Here is an 18,652-nt window from a genome sequence, read left to right as displayed (position 1 = left end):
AGCACACACTATCGCTCGTCGCGACGTCCACCGACAGCGGCCCACCAGCGACGAATATGCACCGTCACCTCTTCGCGGTCGTGATACAGCTGACGCGCCTGGATCTCCGCGTTAATGCCATGCTCATCCAGTTGCTGCTGAATATAAGCCAGATTCTGCGACACTTCCTCATAGCGCTTTTTCATTGGCAACTTGAGGTTGAAGATCGTCTCACGACACCAGCCGTTCACCAGCCAGGAAGCCATCAGCGCGGCCACCTTGGCCGGTTTCTCAACCATATCGCACACCATCCAGGAGATGTTGTTACGGTTCGGACGATAGCGGAAACCATCTTCACGCAGCCAGGTAACCTGCCCGGTATCCATCAGGCTTTGTGCCATCGGGCCGTTATCGACAGATGAAACCCACATGTTACGTTTCACCAGTTGGTAGGTCCAGCCGCCCGGGCACGCACCGAGATCGACGGCATACATGCCGTTTGCCAGACGCTCGTCCCACTCATCTGCCGGGATAAAGACGTGGAAGGCTTCTTCCAGCTTCAGCGTTGAACGGCTCGGCGCATCGGCCGGGAAGCGCAAACGCGGGATGCCCATAAAGAAGGGAGAGTTGTTGGTGGTGTATGAATACCCCGTATAGCAGCAGCCTGGTGCGATAAAGAAGATATGCACCACCGGACGTTTAGGTGTTTCGTAGTTCGTCAGGATACCCGCATCACGCAGCGCTGCACGCAGCGGTACGGTAAATTTGCGGCAGAACTTCATCAGCTCTTTGCTTTCATTGGTATCCGCCACTTCAACGCGCAGATCCCCGCCCTTCTCCACCACGCCCTGCAGCATGCCGACAATTGGGGTGATACGGTCTTCCGGCGGAAGATCCTTCAGCAGTTCACCCGCGACAAACATCTGGCGGGCAAAGATCAATGAGTTGAAAGGTAGTTCACGCGCCAGCTTATCCGCGTCTTCAGGCTGATAGCATTCAAATACCACATAGCCTGCATTCTCTTTAACGCGCGCAAAGCCGAAGACCTCGCGCTTTGCCGCTTTATCGGTAATTTCCGCGGCGCACTCTTTCTCAAACCCCGGGCGACAATATAAAACAACCTTATTCATGAACAACGCCCTTGCGTTTCAGACGGATAGCTCCGATAAACATTAATACCCAACCCGCCAGGAAGCTAACGCCACCGACAGGTGTAACAAACGCCCACAGGCGTAAATGCGAAAGTGCCAGACAGTAGAGACTGCCACTGAAAAGCACGGTGCCCAACGCCATAAAGACGCTGCTCCAGTAAAACCAGATACTGATACGGCGCTGCATCGCCACCGCCAGCCCAAAAATAGCCAACGTGTGGAATGCCTGATATTCAAGGCCGGTCTGGATCCAGCCCATCTCTACTGCGCCCAAAGACTTGCTTAATACATGTGCGCCAAAAGCGCCCAGTGCAACAAAAATAAAGCCACTCACCGCGGCAAAAATCAGCATGAATCGGCTGGTCATGTTTAAGTCCTGAATTGATGCGTGCCCGGCACACAAACGTTATTGTTCATACCTGAAGCGGAATTTTTCTTGCTCGCTTGCCGCTTTCGCCAGTATCCACTGCCGGAAAGCGGCTATTTTACCCAGTTCTGCCTGACTGTCATGACAAACCAGATAAAACGCATTCTTGCTGACCAGAACATCATTAAAAGGGCAAACCAGGCGGCCGGCCTCAATTTCGGACTGTGCCATCACGTTGTTCGCCAACGCCACGCCCTGCCCGTGAATAGCAGCCTGTAACACCATCGCACTGTGGCTAAAAATGGGCCCCTGCTGCACGTTTATATGAGTAAGACCTAATTGACGGGTATAAGTTTGCCAGTCACGGCGAGACGCATCATGTAAAAGTGTATGTTGCGCCAGGTCAGCAGGTGTCTTCAGCGCCTTTTCACCCGTTAATAGCAGAGGCGAACAGACCGGCAGGAGATATTCTGCGTATAATTTTTCGACGCGCAAGCCCGGCCAGTTACCGCGACCGTAAAAAATGGCGACATCGACGTCATCTGCCAGCTTGTCTTCCTGACGATCGACCGCCTGGATTCGAACGTCGATCCCCGGATAAGCTGAGTTAAAGCTTGAGAGTCTTGGCACCAGCCATTGAATGGCAAAACTGGGCAATAAACTAACAGTCAGGGCACCTTTTGCACTTCGGGCCTGCAGCTTACGCGTGGCCTCTGTGAGCTGGGAAAAAATCTCTTTAATATCCTGAAAATAGCTCTGCCCCTCTTCGGTCAACAGCAATGAACGGTTGCGTCGACGAAACAGCTTAAGGCCCAGAAAATCCTCCAGGGACTTGATTTGGTGACTTACTGCGGCCTGTGTCACAAAAAGCTCATCTGCTGCACGTGTAAAGCTCAGGTGACGTGCTGCTGCATCAAAAACACGTAATGCATTAAGGGGTGGCAATCGCTTCGACATGGTTATCTGGCTTAGATGTTAACGGATTTTAACAAACAGGAAACAACGTTTAACCTATTAGTTTTTTTTATCTGAGACATTATAATTTGTCCGTTGAGGAACTACCAGCAAATACCTATAGTGGCGGCACTTCCTGAGCCGGAACGAAGAGCTTTTTTTGGAATGCGTGTTCTGAAGGGCTTTTGGCTTACGGTTGTGATGTTGTGTTGTTGTGTTTGCAATTGGTCTGCGATTCAGACCACGGTAGCAACGCTACCAATTTTTCACTTCCTGTACATTTACCCTGTCTGTCCATAGTGATTAATGTAGCACCGCCAATTTGCGGTGCTTTTTTTTCGCCTGCGATCTTAGTGCTGAATCTCAACCATCTCTTTAACATCGCTTCGGTTGATCTGCTGCTTGTTCCCGTTGGCATCTTTGTATGAAATCATCCCGGTATCATTATCAGTTGACGGTTTCCCTTCCGAAACGATGGAACGACCATCGTTGGTGTGCATCACGTAGTTGTTACCAGAACAGGCGCTCAGGGCAAAAGTAAACGCACAGGCAGAAATGATTGCAGCTGTCTTGTTCATGATTATTCTCCTTTAGCAATTAATGCTATTCAAACCTCGATTTATAACAGGCTAAAACATCCGCCTAACACTATTTAGCATAACCTGCTTTTTTGGGGTCATCAGGATAAGCAGACAATTCTGATAGATATCAACCTCCTTGCCCTGCCGCTGAAATTGCGCGACGATCTTGCTATTGAAATGAGGAATCCCATGAACGCTTTCAGTCCCGCACATTTTCGCGAACAGTTTCCGGCGCTGGCCGATGCCGGTATTTATCTTGATAGCGCTGCCACCGCCCTGAAGCCACAGGCGGTTATTGAAGCGACGCAGCAGTTCTACAGCCTGAGCGCCGGGAATGTGCATCGCAGCCAGTTTGCCGAAGCGCAGCGTCTGACCGCGCGCTATGAAGCCGCACGCGATCAGGTAGCACGTTTGATCAATGCAGAAGGCGGGAAAAATATCGTCTGGACGCGGGGTACGACCGAAGCCATCAATATGGTGGCCCAGTGCTATGCACGCCCGTTGCTACAGCCTGGAGATGAGATCATCGTCAGTGAGGCAGAGCACCATGCCAACCTGGTACCGTGGTTGATGGTCGCTGAGCAAACGGGGGCACGTATTGTGAAACTCCCGCTGGGACCAGATCTCCTGCCCGACGGTGCTCAACTGCCTGAGTTGATTACTCCACGCAGCCGCATTCTGGCCCTCGGGCAGATGTCGAACGTCACGGGGGGATGTCCGGATCTGGCTCAGGCCATTCGCATCGCCCATGCCAGCGGCATGGTGGTGATGGTCGATGGCGCACAAGGGATCGTGCATTTCCCTGCTGATGTGCAAAAGCTGGATATTGATTTTTACGCTTTCTCTGCACACAAGCTGTACGGCCCAACCGGCATCGGTGCGTTGTACGGTAAGCCGGAACTGCTGGCGCAAATGACACCGTGGCTCGGTGGCGGCAAAATGATTACCGAAGTGACCTTCGACGGCTTTAAAACCCAGGAGATTCCCTATCGCCTTGAAGCCGGTACGCCAAACGTGGCCGGCGTCATTGGTCTGAGTGCCGCTCTCGAATGGCTTGCTGAAACAGACACTGCTCAGGCTGAAAGCTGGAGCCGCGGACTGGCGACGCTCGCAGAGGAAGAACTCAAAAAGCGCCCGGGTTTCCGCTCGTTCCGCGTTCAGGATTCCAGCCTGCTCGCCTTTGATTTTGCAGGCGTTCATCATAGCGACATGGTGACGTTACTTGCCGGGTATGGCATTGCCCTGCGTGCCGGACAGCATTGTGCCCAGCCGCTCCTGGCGGCGCTCGGCGTAAGCGGTACGCTACGCGCCTCGTTTGCGCCATATAATACCCAAAGCGATGTTGATGCGCTGGTTGCCGCCGTCGACCGCGCCCTTGAAATACTGGTGGATTAATGACTCACGCTGCTTTAGCCGGACACCCGTTTGGCACGGTCATCACAGAAGAGACCTTAAAACAGACCTTCGCCCCTCTCTCACAATGGGAAGATAAATATCGCCAGTTAATCCTTCTCGGCAAACAGCTCCCGACGCTGTCTGACGATCTAAAAGCGCAGGCAAAAGAGATCGCTGGCTGCGAGAACCGCGTCTGGCTGGGCGTAAGTGTCGCCGGCGAGAAGCTGCATTTCTTTGGCGACAGCGAAGGACGTATTGTCCGCGGGCTGTTGGCGGTACTGTTAACCGCCGTCGAGGGGAAAAGCGCGGCGGAGTTGCTGGCACACTCGCCGCTGGCGCTGTTTGATGAGCTTGGGCTGCGGGCGCAGCTTAGCGCCTCACGCGGCCAGGGTCTGATCGCGCTTAGCGAAGCGGTGCAGGCTGCGGCACGTCAGGCTCAGGCCTGACGTTCTGCTTTCGCCATCATCTTCTTCAGGGCGTGAGATACAGCTATAAAACCGAAGGACGCGGTCACCATGGTGGCCGCACCAAAGCCTGAGGCACAATCCATACGTTTTGGCCCTTCCGCCGTACTTTTCATCGCACAGACAGAACCATCAGCCTGCGGGTAGACCAGCGCTTCTGTAGAAAACACGCAGTCAACGCCGAGCTTGCCTTTGCTGTTCTTCACCACGTTGAAGTCGCTCTTCAGCCGTTCACGCAGCTTGGCAGCCAGCGGATCCTGAATGGTTTTCGCCAGATCGGCCACCTGGATCTGCGTAGGGTCGATCTGCCCTCCTGCGCCACCAGTGGTGACCAGAGGTACCTTGTAACGACGACAGTAAGCGATCAGCGCCGCTTTAGGGCGTACGCTGTCAATGGCATCAATCACATAGCTGTAGCCTTTATTCATGTACTCTGCGACGTTATCGGCTGTCACAAAGTCGTCAATGACCGTCACCCGGCATTCAGGGTTGATCAGACGAATACGCTCCGCCATGACCTCAGATTTTGCCAGACCGACGTTATCACGCAGGGCATGGATTTGACGGTTGGTGTTGGTGACGCACACGTCGTCCATATCAATCAGCGTGATTGCGCCAATACCGGTTCTCGCCAGCGCTTCTGCCGCCCAGGAACCCACACCACCAATGCCCACGACGCAGACATGCGCATGCGCAAACAGCTGCAGGGCTTTTTCACCATAGAGACGTGCCGTGCCGCCAAAACGCTGACGCCAGGCATCACTGATTACCACTGACATAAAACCTCAGATGTAAAAAGGGTGAGGTTTCTCCTCACCCTGAACATGAATCCGTATTGCGCTCAGAATACCACAATCAGCCGCTGAATACGCTTCCGGCGCCCGGCGCTGCTTTGAGCACCCATACGCGTCCGTAGTGGTTATACCAGCCGGCACGGTGACCCGCATCCGGACCAATCCCCTGATAGATATCGAAGTGCTGGCCTTTAATCGCCCCACCCACATCCAGCGCCACCATCAGACGTAGCTCATACTGGCCGTTAAATTTGCCATTATTATCCAGCAGAGGCACTTCCGCGAGCAGCGTAGTGCCAGCAGGAATAATTGAACGATCCGATGCCACAGACGCACGACCAATCAGCGGTACAGCGCTCGCCCCTTTCACCGGAGCAAAGTTTTGCGGTTTAAAGAAGACAAACGACGGGTTTTGTTCCAGCAGCTCGCGCACCTCGGCTTCGCTGTGTTTTTCACCCCACTCGCGGATCGCCTGCATCGACATATCTTCTTTCTTCACTTCGCCGCGATCGATCAACACCTTACCAATACTGCGATAGGCATGGCCGTTTTTACCGGAATAGCTGAAGAAGTTAAGCGGCGAACCATCACCGAAATCAATATAACCGCTGCCCTGAACATCCATGATGAAGTTATCCATCAGTGAATTGCTGTAAGCCAGGACGTAGTTTTCGCTCAACGCACCAGAGTAGATTTCTGCACGGGACGGCAGGCGGCCGCGTTTTGGCGGCATACGATAAATTGGATACTGGAATTCGCCCTGGCGGGAGTGCCGCGCCTGAATCACTGGCGTGTAATACCCCGTGAACTGGACGTTCCCGTAGTTATCTGCCCCTTCCATCTGCCAGGCGTCGATACCAAACTGGCGCATGTTGCGCGTATCGCCGCCCGCGCGCAGCCAGTCCTGTACTGCACTGTAAACGTTGTTTTGTGAGCCATACAGGCGTGGTGACGCATTGCGGATCTGATAGACCTGCTCGGAGAAATCTCCGGCGTTAATCGGTGCGCCAACAGCATCAGGCTGGTTAACTAAGGAGAAAGGCTGGGATAATTTCCCGTCTTTATACTGTTGACCGCGATCGGTCGGTTTGGAAGAGCAGGCCGCAAGAATGGCTACCATTGCGCCCGTCATCAGATACTTCGCCCAACGTCCTTTCATTATATCTCGTCTTTAAGTTGCCCATTTCCGCGTGATGAAGATAACAAACCGCCAGGGCTAATGAAATGCGATCGCATGACCTTTGGCAAATTTTGCGCAAAAAATAGTCCAAACAGAGCCATGTCGTTCAATTTGCATACAAAATCATGATTTATGTGAAAAAGGGGTTGCATCACAAACCTATCCGAGTATAGTGCGCATCCACGGACGCGGGGTGGAGCAGCCTGGTAGCTCGTCGGGCTCATAACCCGAAGGTCGTCGGTTCAAATCCGGCCCCCGCAACCAATTAAAATTTGATGAAGTATCTTCTACAACAGTAGAAAGACGGACGCGGGGTGGAGCAGCCTGGTAGCTCGTCGGGCTCATAACCCGAAGGTCGTCGGTTCAAATCCGGCCCCCGCAACCAATCAAATTTGAAGAAGTAAGTTTCTACAGAAGTAGAAAGACGGACGCGGGGTGGAGCAGCCTGGTAGCTCGTCGGGCTCATAACCCGAAGGTCGTCGGTTCAAATCCGGCCCCCGCAACCAATACTTCTTAAAACAATAAACACCCTTAAGGGTGTTTTTTTGTATCTGTCGTTTGTGAATTTGCCGGGTATTTCACCCGGCTGAAAGATTTACCCGCGTCGCGCCAGCGTCGCCCCATCAGAGAAATACGCTCGGATCCCTGCCAGAATCGACTCCGCTACCTCCTGCTGGAATTTTGCCGTCTTGAGCTTACGCTCTTCTTCAACATTACTGATAAAAGCCGTCTCAACCAGAATGGACGGAATGTCCGGCGCCTTGAGCACCGCAAACCCGGCCTGTTCTACGCTGTTTTTATGCAGCTTATTGATGTTACCCAGCTTGCCCAACACCGCTTTACCAAATTTCAGGCTGTCGTTGATGGTCAGTGATTGCACCATATCGAACATGGTGTGATCGACATAACGGTCGCCGCTTTTGCCCACACCACCGATGAGATCCGAGGCGTTCTGGGTATCCGCGAGATATCTCGCGGCAGTACTGGTCGCCCCTTTGGTTGAGAGCGCAAACACCGAAGAACCGCTTGGCTGGCGGCTGGTAAACGCATCCGCATGGATAGACACAAACAAATCGGCGCGCTGCTTCTGCGCTTTTGCCACGCGAACTTTCAGCGGAATAAAGACATCTTCATTACGCGTCATATAGGCGCGCATATTGCCTTCTTTATCGATCAACGCCTTCAGACGGCGGGCGATTTGCAGCACCACGTCTTTTTCGCGGGTGCGATATTTTCCGACAGCACCCGAGTCTTCCCCGCCGTGCCCCGGATCAAGCATGATCACAATCGGACGATCGCGCCCTGCTTTACCCGGCTGTGGGCCACTTTGCGCAGGTGGAACCTGCTTCTCAAGATTGCCCTGGTTATAATCTTCCAGTAACGCCAACAGAGGATCCTGAATATCCGTCGCATTCGCCGGGTAGAGATCCATTACCAGACGCTCTTTGAAGGTCGCAACAGGTGCGAGAGCAAACAGTTGAGGCTTAACGTTCTGCTTCAGCTCAAACACCATACGCACGGTTTGCGGATCAAACTGCCCGACGCGCGCCGATTTAATAAACGGATCGTCACCGCGGATCTGCGCCGCCATCCCCTTCAGCACGGAATTGAGATTCACCCCTTCGAGATCCACGACCACGCGTTCAGGATTGCTTAAGGCAAATTGCTTATATTTCAACACGCGATTGGATTCAACCGTCACGCGCGTATAGGTCGACGACGGCCAGACGCGAACCGCCACCACCTGACTTGTGGCGGCTAATCCTACCTGACTGACGCTAAGCAACCACATTGCCCCGGCCCCTTTTAACAAACGGCGACGGCTTATTGCTGAGTTGGATCCCGACATGCTTCTCCCGAGCAAGAAAACTGACTGATATACAAAATGTCCAAATTGACCGAAAACTTTAACGAATGACGCATAAACTGTCATCTATAAAAGGGTAAACAATCATACGTTAACGCACGGATTACTTATTAATTTCTGTGGGTCGCGGAAAATTTGCGCTTGCACACACGCCCACAATCGAATAAAAATACAGAAATTACGAATAAACATTCATTAAGGGTTGTGCCATGGTGAAGGAGCGTAGAACCGAACTGGTCCAGGGATTCCGCCATTCTGTTCCCTATATCAACGCCCATCGGGGAAAAACGTTTGTCATCATGCTTGGCGGCGAAGCCATTGAGCATGAAAATTTTTCCAGCATCGTCAATGACATTGGCCTGCTACACAGCCTCGGGATCCGCCTGGTGGTGGTCTATGGCGCGCGCCCGCAGATCGACGCCAACCTGGCCGCACACCACCACGAGCCGATTTACCACAAACATACCCGCGTTACGGATGCGAAAACCCTGGAGCTGGTGAAGCAAGCTGCAGGTCTGCTGCAGCTGGATATTACGGCTCGCCTGTCGATGAGCCTGAACAACACGCCATTGCAGGGTGCGCATATCAACGTCGTGAGCGGTAACTTCATCATTGCCCAGCCGCTCGGCGTGGACGATGGCGTGGACTATTGCCACAGCGGACGTATTCGTCGTATTGATGAAGAGGCAATCCACCGCCAGCTCGACAGCGGTGCCATCGTGCTGATGGGCCCGGTCGCCGTTTCCGTGACCGGAGAAAGCTTTAACCTGACGTCTGAGGAGATTGCCACGCAGCTAGCGATCAAGCTGAAGGCGGAAAAAATGATTGGGTTTTGCTCTTCCCAGGGTGTCGTAAACGATGAAGGGGTGATTGTGCCCGAACTCTTCCCTAATGAAGCCCAGGCCCGCGTAGAAGCACTGGAAGCTGAAGGTGACTACCATTCTGGTACCGTGCGTTTTCTGCGTGGTGCGGTGAAAGCCTGTCGCAGCGGCGTGCGCCGCAGCCACCTGATCAGCTATCAGGAAGACGGCGCCCTACTGCAGGAGCTGTTCTCCCGCGACGGTATTGGTACACAGATTGTGATGGAGAGTGCGGAGCAGATCCGCCGCGCCACCATCAATGATATCGGCGGTATTCTGGAACTGATCCGGCCGCTGGAGCAACAGGGTATTCTGGTGCGTCGTTCGCGGGAACAGCTGGAAATGGAGATCGACAAATTCACCATTATTCAGCGCGATAACCTGACCATTGCCTGTGCCGCACTCTATCCATTCCCGGAAGAGAAGATCGGTGAAATGGCCTGCGTGGCGGTGCATCCTGATTACCGCAGCTCCTCACGCGGCGAAATGCTGCTTGAGCGCGTGGCAGCGCAAGCCCGCCAGATGGGCCTGAGCAAGCTGTTCGTCCTGACGACACGCAGCATTCACTGGTTCCAGGAGCGTGGATTCACGCCGGTAGATATAGATTATCTGCCAGAAACGAAGAAAGAGATGTACAACTATCAGCGCCGTTCAAAAGTGCTGATGGCTGATCTGGGATGATACGATGCCCTCACCGTCTGGTGAGGGCTTTCGCTTAAAGAGACTCAAATATCGCGCTCAGTCCGCTCCGGCGCTCTGTACGGGTGGCAATGGCCTGCACCAGCACACGTTCATCGGTATAGAGTGACAAGCGCTGACGCGCGCGCGTAATCGCGGTATAAATCAGCTCGCGGGTAATAACAGGTGAAAGCTGTGTCGGCAGGATCAGCGCCGCATGGTTAAACTCGGAGCCCTGGGATTTATGCACCGTCATCGCCCACGCGGTTTCATGCTCAGGCAAACGGCTGGGCTGGAAAGACTTCACGCTACCGTCCGGTAACTGGAACCAGACGCGCAGCCCCTGGCCGCGATCGAGCGCAATCCCGATATCCCCGTTAAACAACCCCAGCGCACTGTCGTTGCGGGAGATCATTACGGGTCGTCCTTCAAACCAGCGCGAATGCGGCATGCGGTTGATTTTGTGCTTCTGAACAAGAAGCTGCTCCAGCCTGTCGTTCAGCCCACTGACGCCAAACGGCCCTTCCCTCAGTGCGCACAGTAACTGGTACTCACCAAAGGCGGCAATGACCTGCTCTGGTGAGTTGCGCTGTTGGACACATGCCAGGAAATGCTGATACCCCTCCAGGGCGTCATCCAGCATCACCTGATACTCTTCTCCGCTTTGCAGTGATTTTTTCTCGATGTCGGTAAACGTACCGTCAAACACCGCACGGGTACTGTGCCGATCGCCACGGTTTACCGCGGCAGCCAGTTGGCCGATACCGGAGTCGCTGCCGAAACGATAGCTTTTTTGCAGCAGGCACAGGCTGTCGCGTAGCGCTCCCGCCACCGGCGAGTTATCGGGTTCAAGTACGCATCCGGTCAAACGCGCCAGCTCCTGAGCACGCGCGGTGGTGTAGCCAAAGCTGGCGTAAGTACAAATATCCCCCAGCACCGCCCCAGCTTCCACTGAAGCAAGCTGGTCACGATCGCCCAGAAAAATGACGCGCGCATGGGGCGGCAGAGCATCAATCAACCGCGACATCATCGTCAGGTCGATCATCGATGCTTCATCTACCACCAGTACGTCCAGATGCAACGGGTTACCCGCATGATATCGCAGACGCTGGCTACCTGGCTGAGCACCAAGCAGTCGGTGCAGCGTACTGGCTTCATTTGGGAAAAGCGCAAGTTGCTCACCGGTGAGCGGCAGCTTTTGCAAGGCCCCACCTAACGATTCCGTCAGACGAGCCGCCGCTTTGCCAGTGGGGGCCGCCAGACGAATACGGCACTTGTGCTCGCCCGATAGCTGGATCAACGCGGCAAGCAGTTTTGCCACGGTGGTCGTTTTCCCGGTTCCCGGGCCGCCAGAGATAACCGAGATCCGCCGCGTCAACGCCACGGCTGCCGCGACTTTTTGCCAGTCTGTCGCCTCATCAGAGGTAAACAGCGTATCCAGCACGTGCCGGAGTTGCGCTTCATCGCAAGGCAGAGGCGCATTCGTCTCGCTGAAGAAACGCGCCACCGTCAGTTCATTGCGCCACAGCCGGTTAAGGTACAAACGTTCGCCGCTCAGGATCATCGGCGTCCCGGTATCGGTTCCGCTCACGGCGGGCGAGCCGAGTAATATCGCCTGCCAGTCCACTGCGTCATCCAGCAACGCGAAACACGCCTGTAAAGCCGGAGGCATTTTCTCATCAACAACCAGACGCGACAGCGGCAGGCAGACATGCCCCTCTCCCGCGTCTTTACTCAGGATTGCGGCGGCGAGCATCACGGCGGGTTCATCGCCTGCCACCATCATGGCGAACTGTACATCGAGGTGGCGGAGTAATCGTTGTTCTACCGCTTCCAGCAATAGCGCCTGCATCGTCATGCCACCTCCTCTGTGCTTGCGGCAAACAAGTTATCCATTTTTTCAATCAGTTCCACAGCCGGACGCGTACTAAAGATGCCAGAGCGCGGGTCGCTAGCATCCACTCCGCGCAGGAACAGGTAAATAACGCCGCCAAAATGGTCTTCGTAACGATAATCGGCAATGCGATGCCGCAGGTACCGATGCAGCGCCAGGGTATAGAGCTGATACTGCAGATCGTAGCGATGTGCTTGCATGGCTGATGCCATCGCCTGCTGGGTATAGGCTTCGCTGTTTTCACCCAACCAGTTTGATTTGTAGTCCAGCAGGTAGTAACGCCCTTCGTGGCGGAAAACCAGGTCGATAAACCCTTTTAACATTCCCTGCACCTGGCGGAAGTTCAGCGCTGGGCAACCGGCAGATAACGGATCATGCTCGCGGATCAACGCATCAAGCGCGTCGGCTCTGAGGGGGCTGGCAATAGGGAGATAAAATTCCATCTCCACCTGTTTATCTTTGTTAGTCAACTGACTCAGAGAGATCCCTTGCGCCGTCAGTGGGGCGTGCAGAACCGTGCTGATCCAGTCTGTGAGAACCGGTTGCCACTGTGCGTCATAGCCTCCACTCTGCAACATCTTCAGCACCCACTCTTCAGAGACTGGCTGGGTAAAATCCAGCTCTTCAAACAGGCTATGTAAAAATGTGCCTGGTGAGGCGCCACGCGGGAATTGATGCGGAGTGAGCGCTGGCTCAACAGGTACGCTACCGGTCCCTGCTGCATCGACGTCCAGTTTTGGCATCAGATCCTGGGCAATGCTCTGTCCGTGCTGCTGTAAACCGGAATAACTCGTCACACGCCAGTCGTCAGCAATTGTGCGCACAACCTGGCGGGCATGGAGCTCAAACTCGCGCAGCTCCGGCATTTGCCAGCGGCTATTATCGGGCTGCGACGGAATGTGCAGGGCAGTATGATCCCCACATAATGATTCGATACACTGACGCAGGCCTGCTGCATCTTTGGGTTCACCGAGCTGAATAAGCCGCCCCAGCGCACTCAGATGAAAATCGCTCTCCCCGGTCTTCTCACCACGGCGACGAAACAGTGGGGCGACACCCATACTGCAGTGCCAGACCGAACGGGTCAGCGCTACATAGAGCAGGCGTAAATCTTCCGCCAGACGTTCGGCCTCTGCCAGCTCAACGCTGGACTCAGCTTTACTGAGATCGAGCACCGCCTCAAATGACTCGCGATCGTGGTAAAAGGCCTGATCCTGCACGCGGTAATTGGCAATAAACGGCAACCAGACCAGCGGATACTCCAGGCCTTTCGACTTGTGAATGGTGACGATCTGCACCAGATGTTTATCACTTTCAAGACGCATCTGCTGACTGGACGAATTACTGTTCGGGTCGGCAATCTGTTGCGCCAGCCAGCGCACCAGAGCGTGTTCACTCTCCAGTTGCGTGCCCGCTTCCTGCAGCAGTTCACTGATGTGCAAAATGTCGGTCAGACGACGTTCACCGCCCGCGGTCGCAAGCATATTCTCCGCAATGTGACGCTGCGCCATGAACTCACGTATCATCGCCATTACACCGCGTCTGTGCCATTTATCCCGGTAGTAAACAAACTCTTCCACTACCGCATCCCACGCGTCTTCGTCGTTGTTGAGCGCATCAATATCACGCGCATTCAGCCCGAGCATCGCGCTGGCTAACGCGCTGCGAAGCGTGCTCTCCCTCTCCGGGGCCAGCACCGCCTGCAGCAGCCATAACATCTCCTGCGCTTCCAGCGTTTCGAAAACACTGTCCCGGTTTGAGAGGTAGACGGACGGAATGTTCAGCAATGTCAGGGCATCGCGGATAAGCGCGGCCTCCTGACGGCTACGCACCAGCACCGTAATATCCGATGCCTTTACAGGGGTTGACTCCTCCCCCTTCCAGAGCACCGCCTCGCCACGAGCCCCTGCACTCAGCCAGTCACGGATTTGCGCGGCACAGTGCTGTGCCATTGCATTTTGATAGTCCGCGACGCCACAGCCTTCTCCGTCCAGCAGCCAGAAGTTCATGGCGGGCTGAGTCGTACCGTTGAATTCGAAGCGCAATGAGGCATTTTTTGTCGCAAATTTTACCGGCTGGAAAGGGATCTCCCGGAACATAAATGCCGTATCCATGCGGCTGAAAAGCGCATTGACGCTCTCTACCATCCCGGGAGATGAACGCCAGTTGGTATCCAGTGTGTAATGTGCGTCAACTTCGCTGCGGGCTTTCATATAGGTGAAAATGTCCGCACCACGAAAAGCGTAAATAGCCTGTTTAGGATCGCCAATTAACAACAGCGCGGTATCAGGCTGTTGTCGCCAGATACGGCGGAAAATACGGTACTGCTGCGGGTCGGTATCCTGGAACTCGTCAATCATCGCAACCGGGAAACGGTTACGAATAGCCGCGGCAAGTGCTTCACCATTTTCGCTGCATAACGCGGCATCCAGGCGGCTCAGCATATCGTCAAACCCAAGTTCACCGCGGCGACGCTTTTCACGCGAGACGGTTTCACGGATCTCCACCATAGCGCGGGTGATCATCAGGTCATTGAGCGTCAACGGTTCGGCCAGCAGGGCTTCGATATCCACAAACAGCGGATGCTCCGGCACAATGCCATCGGGTTTGGTTCGTTCAACCAGAAAACGCTGAGAGAATTTTTCAAGCGCATCCGGGAGCTGATACCCTCGCGTCTCTTCCTGTGCCCAGGCGCTGATCTTATCGATCCATTTCCCCTGATTTGCACGGTTAAATTTACGTCTGTCGATCCCGGAATTTTCGATGATCGCCTCAATCTCGCCGACCGACGTATTCCACTTTTGCTTGATGGCCGCAATTTTGGCGGTAATTTTTTCATGGCGAGAAGCGAGAGTTTCATCTGCTGGCGGCGGAGATTTGATTACCGGTGCTTCACCCTGAAGATAGCGATCGATGGCACGCAGAAGCTCCTCGGGGCCCTTCCATAACGCATGTACCGCTTCTGCGATATCTCGCGGTAAGGGGTAGCAATGGCGACGCCAGAAATCCGCGCAGGCCTGATAGCGAAGCACGGATTCATCTTCAACGAGCTGCTGCTCAAACAGCATGCCGGATTCAAACGCATTCAGGCTCAGCATGCGCTGACAAAAACCGTGAATGGTGAAGACGGACGCTTCGTCCATCTGCCGTTCAGCGAGAAGCAACCACTGGGCAGCCTGTTGCTTATCAGCAATCTCTTCCAGAAGGCTCGCGTAGAGAGGGTTATCCGTACTCTGACGCAGACAGGCGATACGCAGCTCATGGATATTGGAACGAATACGGCCGCGCAACTCCGCGGTGGCAGCCTCGGTGAAGGTGACGACCAGCAGCTCTTCCACGCTTAAAGGACGTGGAAAAGCCGCGTTACCGCCAAGCCCTAACAGCAGGCGCAGATAGAGCGCGGCAATGGTGAAGGTTTTTCCCGTTCCCGCTGAAGCTTCAATCAATCGTTCACCCTTTAGAGGTAAACGTAAGGGATCAAGAGGCTCAGCGGTATCGGTCATTCTTTCTTACTCCAGGGCATAGTTTGCTGCAGCGCGCTGACGCTCTTCCAGACTTTCCAGCCTTTCGGGTTCACGTACTCCGTTTTCCCGTTCTGGCTACCGGAAACCTGAGACAGGATGGTCATTCCCTGCGGCTTAATCACCGCCTGATGGAAGAACTCGGCAACCTTCTGAGGCGTCAGCTGTTTTATCTCGGCCACTACTTTATCACGCGAATCAAAGTTCAGATTACCGCGATCAAAATCTTTGCTGAGCTGTGACGCTTCTTCACCCAATGTCTGCGGTGGCTGCATCACCTGGGCGATGACGGCCTGCTGGATCTGGGCAAATTCGTCCGGTTTCATGGCGCGCAGTTTTGCTTCCACTTGTGGAAAGAAAGCCTGATAACGCTGCCAGAGATAGGCCGGTTGTTTATCGCTACTTTGCAGCAGGAAACCCAGCCCCCACTGGCGGCCAACGTTCATGGAGAACGCAAAGACCGCATAGCCAAGCTGCTCTTCTGTACGTAGCTGGTTATAGAACCACGGCTGAATAATCTGTCCCAGAACGGCACTCCGCGCTGAACTGGAGAATTCATCATAACCCGTTGGTACAAACACCGCTGCCAGCGCAGAATCCGTACTAGTGCCCGCCTTTTCAAAAATCACATTCTGTTTTTTCTCAACCAGCACATCCTGGTTGCGGCACCACTCGTCACCTTTCGAGCCGAGCTGGGTGCGTACATTCTCCGCCAGCTTTTTGGCCTGCTCCTCACTCATGTTGCCGACGATCAGGAACTCGGGACGCGTGTTGGTTTTCAACGCATCACGGTAAGCGAGGACATCTTTCAATGAGATAGAAGGCAGTAACGCGCGGCGATCTTCACGCTGGAAATAAGGAATTTGCGACAACATTTGCGCTGGCATAAGCGCAAGATCGTAAGCTTTGCCCTTCTCCGCAGAGTCCATCATCTGCGCATACCAGGATTTGGCCTGCTCAAGCTGCTCTTCCGTCGGCGTGTAACTAAAATAGCCCTCAAGCAGCGCCTGGAACAGCTGAGGCAGGCGCTGAGTGTAGCCATTTGCATTGACCATCAAACCGTTATTGGCATTAGTTGAGAAGCTGATTCCCCCCACGGCCGCCTGATTGCTGAGCTGATCGAGCGCGATGCCAGCAAGATAGTCATTCAGGGCGAACATCACCTGATTTTTGGCGCTATTCATCGCCTTAGGGTTACGCAGAACAACGCTGACATCTGCTTTTGGCTCGCTCGCAAAATACCGGCTTGGGGTATACACCACGCGAAGCGTCGGCTCATCAATAATCAGCTCCGGGTGCGGATAGTCCTTCGTGGTTTTGATCAGCGAGAAATCATCCGGAATGTAGGGGTTCAACTCCGGCAGTTTCAACGCAATCTCCCCGGCTCTTTTCTGCCAGTCGGCGAAGGTCTGGGCGCTGATTTTGTCTACCTGATAAGGGGCGTCTACAAAATAGGCCGTTTTGTTATGGGGTTCATTCGGGCTGATGTACCAGATGCGGGCATTCTGGGGGGTCATCATCGCAAGGCGGGCTTTTACGGCCTCAGCATCATACTGATCGGCGATATTGACCGCATCAAGAGTATGTTCCACCGGCACGCGGATCATGGTATCCGCCAGCCACTCCACATAGTCCATGTCGCGGGTAATAGACGGGTAACGGAAATCGAGATCCAGCACGTGAGCCAGTTCATCAAAGTAGCGTTTATCGACGCCTTTATCACGCAGCAGAGAAATGTAGCTAAAGATCGCCGCCACCACTTCATCACGGTTTGCCTGCCCTTTGTCGGTCAGGGTTGCAGATATCGCCAGCACACCGCTATTGCCGTTCACAACGGGATCGGAGTCGGCTCGAATCCCTTCCACCAGCCCTTGTTTTTGCAGCCAGTCAGAAAGCGTACCCGGGCTACGGTTGCCAATCAGATAGGTCACCAGCTCGTCGGTTTTACTGCGAAACTGTGCCGTGTTGTTATCAATGCGGAATTCAACACGTAACACCTTGCGCGGCAAGGCGGGCACGTAGTGGATAACAATCCCTTTTTGGGCGTCCGTGACTACCGGAACGGTTATCTGAGGTAAGTCGATATTTTTATTCGGCACACGACCAAACGTCTGAGCGGCCATGCTTGCCAGCTCTGGCAGCGGTTTGTTGCTGTAGATAACCGCTTTCATCAGGTTCGCGGAGTAATATTTGTCGCGAAACGCATGCAGCGCATCAAGCACCGGGCTGTTTGGCTTATCGCTTAAAGTTTCCAGGTTACCACCGGAGAAACGCGAACCCGGATGCGCCGGGTTAATGGTTTCGGCGCTCACTTGGGCCATGCGCATACCGTCTCGCGTACGGGCAAGGGTTAACTCAGCATTAACGGCATTGCGTTCACGTTCAGCATATTTTTTATCCAGAAGCGGTGCAGCGATGGAATCAGCAAGGCGATCGACCGCCCCTTCCAGTGCATCATTTTCGACTTCGAGATAAAAAGCCGTACGGTACGGTGCTGTGCTGGCATTATGACTACCCCCGTGCATTTTCAGATATTCGGACAGGCTATCTGGCTGCGGGTATTTTTTAGACCCCATCAGCGTCATATGTTCCAGATAGTGCGCAAGCCCAGGATGGGCATCAGGATCTTCCAGTGACCCAATCGGCACCACCAGCGCCGAGAGGGATTTCACCGCCTGCGGATCGGAAACCAGCAGCACGGTCATGCCGTTATCAAGGCGTATAGCCTGATACTGCCGGGTATCTTTTTCGCTCTTACGGATAGTTTCCTGAACAGGTTGCCAACCGGAGTCTGCTTGAGTGAAGGGAGCCCAAAGGGCGACAAACAAAACCAACGCTTTAAACAAGGTGCTGCCTGGCATTACGACCTCTTTATCACGGCTACATCATTAACAAACTGCGTGCTGGGCACGCCAGCATCTCTTTCTTTGAGTACATCAGTCCGTGATAACAGGTGCATCATAAATG

General features: G+C 54.2%; 13 protein-coding genes and 3 tRNA genes. 6 read left to right on the top strand and 10 right to left on the bottom strand.

Annotation, left to right across the window (positions count from 1 at the left end):
• Positions 1–8 precede the first annotated feature (8 nt).
• From rlmM to AC0XWG_RS11735, 4 genes are all read right to left on the bottom strand, one after another.
• A complete protein-coding gene (gene rlmM, locus AC0XWG_RS11750) occupies positions 9–1,109 on the bottom strand; it encodes a 23S rRNA (cytidine(2498)-2'-O)-methyltransferase RlmM (protein WP_049005912.1) in 1,101 nt (366 codons plus the stop codon).
• Positions 1,102–1,497, bottom strand: a complete 396-nt coding sequence (locus tag AC0XWG_RS11745; protein ID WP_028014272.1) for a DUF423 domain-containing protein — start codon at positions 1,495–1,497, stop codon at positions 1,102–1,104. The genes rlmM and AC0XWG_RS11745 overlap by 8 nt, the downstream gene beginning before the upstream one ends.
• A 39-nt stretch (positions 1,498–1,536) precedes the next feature.
• Positions 1,537–2,454: a glycine cleavage system transcriptional regulator GcvA gene (gene gcvA, locus AC0XWG_RS11740; RefSeq protein WP_028016898.1), complete on the bottom strand. Its 918-nt coding sequence runs from the start codon at positions 2,452–2,454 to the stop codon at positions 1,537–1,539.
• Between the two features lie 347 nt (positions 2,455–2,801).
• Positions 2,802–3,029, bottom strand: a complete 228-nt coding sequence (locus AC0XWG_RS11735; RefSeq protein WP_028016899.1) for a YgdI/YgdR family lipoprotein — start codon at positions 3,027–3,029, stop codon at positions 2,802–2,804.
• 192 nt (positions 3,030–3,221) lie between these two features.
• Between AC0XWG_RS11735 and csdA the strand changes: the two genes are divergently transcribed.
• Both csdA and csdE read left to right on the top strand, forming a co-directional pair.
• On the top strand, positions 3,222–4,427 hold the full coding sequence (gene csdA, locus AC0XWG_RS11730) for a cysteine desulfurase CsdA (RefSeq protein WP_475680602.1): 1,206 nt from the start codon (positions 3,222–3,224) through the stop codon (positions 4,425–4,427).
• A complete protein-coding gene (gene csdE / locus AC0XWG_RS11725; RefSeq protein WP_128347311.1) occupies positions 4,427–4,873 on the top strand; it encodes a cysteine desulfurase sulfur acceptor subunit CsdE in 447 nt (148 codons plus the stop codon). The genes csdA and csdE overlap by 1 nt, the downstream gene beginning before the upstream one ends.
• On the opposite strand, the gene tcdA is transcribed toward csdE, so the two are convergent.
• Both tcdA and mltA read right to left on the bottom strand, forming a co-directional pair.
• Positions 4,864–5,670, bottom strand: a complete 807-nt coding sequence (tcdA, locus tag AC0XWG_RS11720; RefSeq protein ID WP_028016902.1) for a tRNA cyclic N6-threonylcarbamoyladenosine(37) synthase TcdA — start codon at positions 5,668–5,670, stop codon at positions 4,864–4,866. The two genes, csdE and tcdA, sit on opposite strands and share 10 nt — an antisense overlap.
• Positions 5,671–5,746: 76 nt before the next feature.
• A complete protein-coding gene (mltA, locus tag AC0XWG_RS11715; protein WP_028016903.1) occupies positions 5,747–6,844 on the bottom strand; it encodes a murein transglycosylase A in 1,098 nt (365 codons plus the stop codon).
• 208 nt (positions 6,845–7,052) lie between these two features.
• On the opposite strand from mltA, the gene AC0XWG_RS11710 reads away from it, so the two are divergent.
• The 3 genes from AC0XWG_RS11710 to AC0XWG_RS11700 all read left to right on the top strand — a co-directional run bounded on the left by AC0XWG_RS11710 (position 7,053) and on the right by AC0XWG_RS11700 (position 7,371).
• A tRNA-Met gene (locus AC0XWG_RS11710) sits at positions 7,053–7,129 on the top strand.
• 44 nt (positions 7,130–7,173) lie between these two features.
• A tRNA-Met gene (locus AC0XWG_RS11705) sits at positions 7,174–7,250 on the top strand.
• 44 nt (positions 7,251–7,294) lie between these two features.
• Positions 7,295–7,371, top strand: a tRNA-Met gene (locus AC0XWG_RS11700).
• Between the two features lie 89 nt (positions 7,372–7,460).
• Here AC0XWG_RS11700 and amiC read toward each other — a convergent pair.
• The gene (gene amiC, locus AC0XWG_RS11695; protein WP_028016904.1) at positions 7,461–8,714 is read right to left on the bottom strand and encodes an N-acetylmuramoyl-L-alanine amidase AmiC; all 1,254 of its coding nucleotides are present in this window, start codon (positions 8,712–8,714) and stop codon (positions 7,461–7,463) included.
• Positions 8,715–8,941: 227 nt separating this feature from the next.
• Here amiC and argA point away from each other — a divergent pair, with 227 nt between their 5' ends.
• On the top strand, positions 8,942–10,273 hold the full coding sequence (argA, locus tag AC0XWG_RS11690; protein ID WP_028016905.1) for an amino-acid N-acetyltransferase: 1,332 nt from the start codon (positions 8,942–8,944) through the stop codon (positions 10,271–10,273).
• Between the two features lie 34 nt (positions 10,274–10,307).
• On the opposite strand, the gene recD is transcribed toward argA, so the two are convergent.
• Genes recD through ptrA form a run of 3 tightly spaced genes read right to left on the bottom strand, consistent with a single transcriptional unit; the run spans position 10,308 to position 18,546 of the window.
• Positions 10,308–12,128 carry an exodeoxyribonuclease V subunit alpha gene (recD, locus tag AC0XWG_RS11685; protein WP_475680601.1) on the bottom strand — a complete coding sequence of 607 codons (1,821 nt, stop codon included), beginning with the start codon at positions 12,126–12,128 and terminating at the stop codon, positions 10,308–10,310.
• Complete coding sequence (recB, locus tag AC0XWG_RS11680; protein ID WP_128347309.1) at positions 12,125–15,667, bottom strand: exodeoxyribonuclease V subunit beta; 3,543 nt, start codon at positions 15,665–15,667, stop codon at positions 12,125–12,127. The genes recD and recB overlap by 4 nt, the downstream gene beginning before the upstream one ends.
• Complete coding sequence (ptrA, locus tag AC0XWG_RS11675) at positions 15,664–18,546, bottom strand: pitrilysin (RefSeq protein WP_475680600.1); 2,883 nt, start codon at positions 18,544–18,546, stop codon at positions 15,664–15,666. Before ptrA ends, recB begins: the two co-directional genes overlap by 4 nt.
• Positions 18,547–18,652 lie beyond the last annotated feature (106 nt).

It is taken from the genome of Enterobacter sp. DVT3837 (genome assembly GCF_056238685.1).
Note: the sequence above shows the minus strand (reverse complement) of the source record. Positions and strands in the feature narration are given on the sequence as shown.

Coding starts and splice junctions, on each gene's coding strand:
- rlmM (WP_049005912.1), bottom strand. CDS start 1,109: ATGAATAAGGTTGTTTTATATTGTCGCCCGGGGTTTGAGAAAGAGTGC.
- AC0XWG_RS11745 (WP_028014272.1), bottom strand. CDS start 1,497: ATGACCAGCCGATTCATGCTGATTTTTGCCGCGGTGAGTGGCTTTATT.
- gcvA (WP_028016898.1), bottom strand. CDS start 2,454: ATGTCGAAGCGATTGCCACCCCTTAATGCATTACGTGTTTTTGATGCA.
- AC0XWG_RS11735 (WP_028016899.1), bottom strand. CDS start 3,029: ATGAACAAGACAGCTGCAATCATTTCTGCCTGTGCGTTTACTTTTGCC.
- csdA (WP_475680602.1), top strand. CDS start 3,222: ATGAACGCTTTCAGTCCCGCACATTTTCGCGAACAGTTTCCGGCGCTG.
- csdE (WP_128347311.1), top strand. CDS start 4,427: ATGACTCACGCTGCTTTAGCCGGACACCCGTTTGGCACGGTCATCACA.
- tcdA (WP_028016902.1), bottom strand. CDS start 5,670: ATGTCAGTGGTAATCAGTGATGCCTGGCGTCAGCGTTTTGGCGGCACG.
- mltA (WP_028016903.1), bottom strand. CDS start 6,844: ATGAAAGGACGTTGGGCGAAGTATCTGATGACGGGCGCAATGGTAGCC.
- amiC (WP_028016904.1), bottom strand. CDS start 8,714: ATGTCGGGATCCAACTCAGCAATAAGCCGTCGCCGTTTGTTAAAAGGG.
- argA (WP_028016905.1), top strand. CDS start 8,942: ATGGTGAAGGAGCGTAGAACCGAACTGGTCCAGGGATTCCGCCATTCT.
- recD (WP_475680601.1), bottom strand. CDS start 12,128: ATGACGATGCAGGCGCTATTGCTGGAAGCGGTAGAACAACGATTACTC.
- recB (WP_128347309.1), bottom strand. CDS start 15,667: ATGACCGATACCGCTGAGCCTCTTGATCCCTTACGTTTACCTCTAAAG.
- ptrA (WP_475680600.1), bottom strand. CDS start 18,546: ATGCCAGGCAGCACCTTGTTTAAAGCGTTGGTTTTGTTTGTCGCCCTT.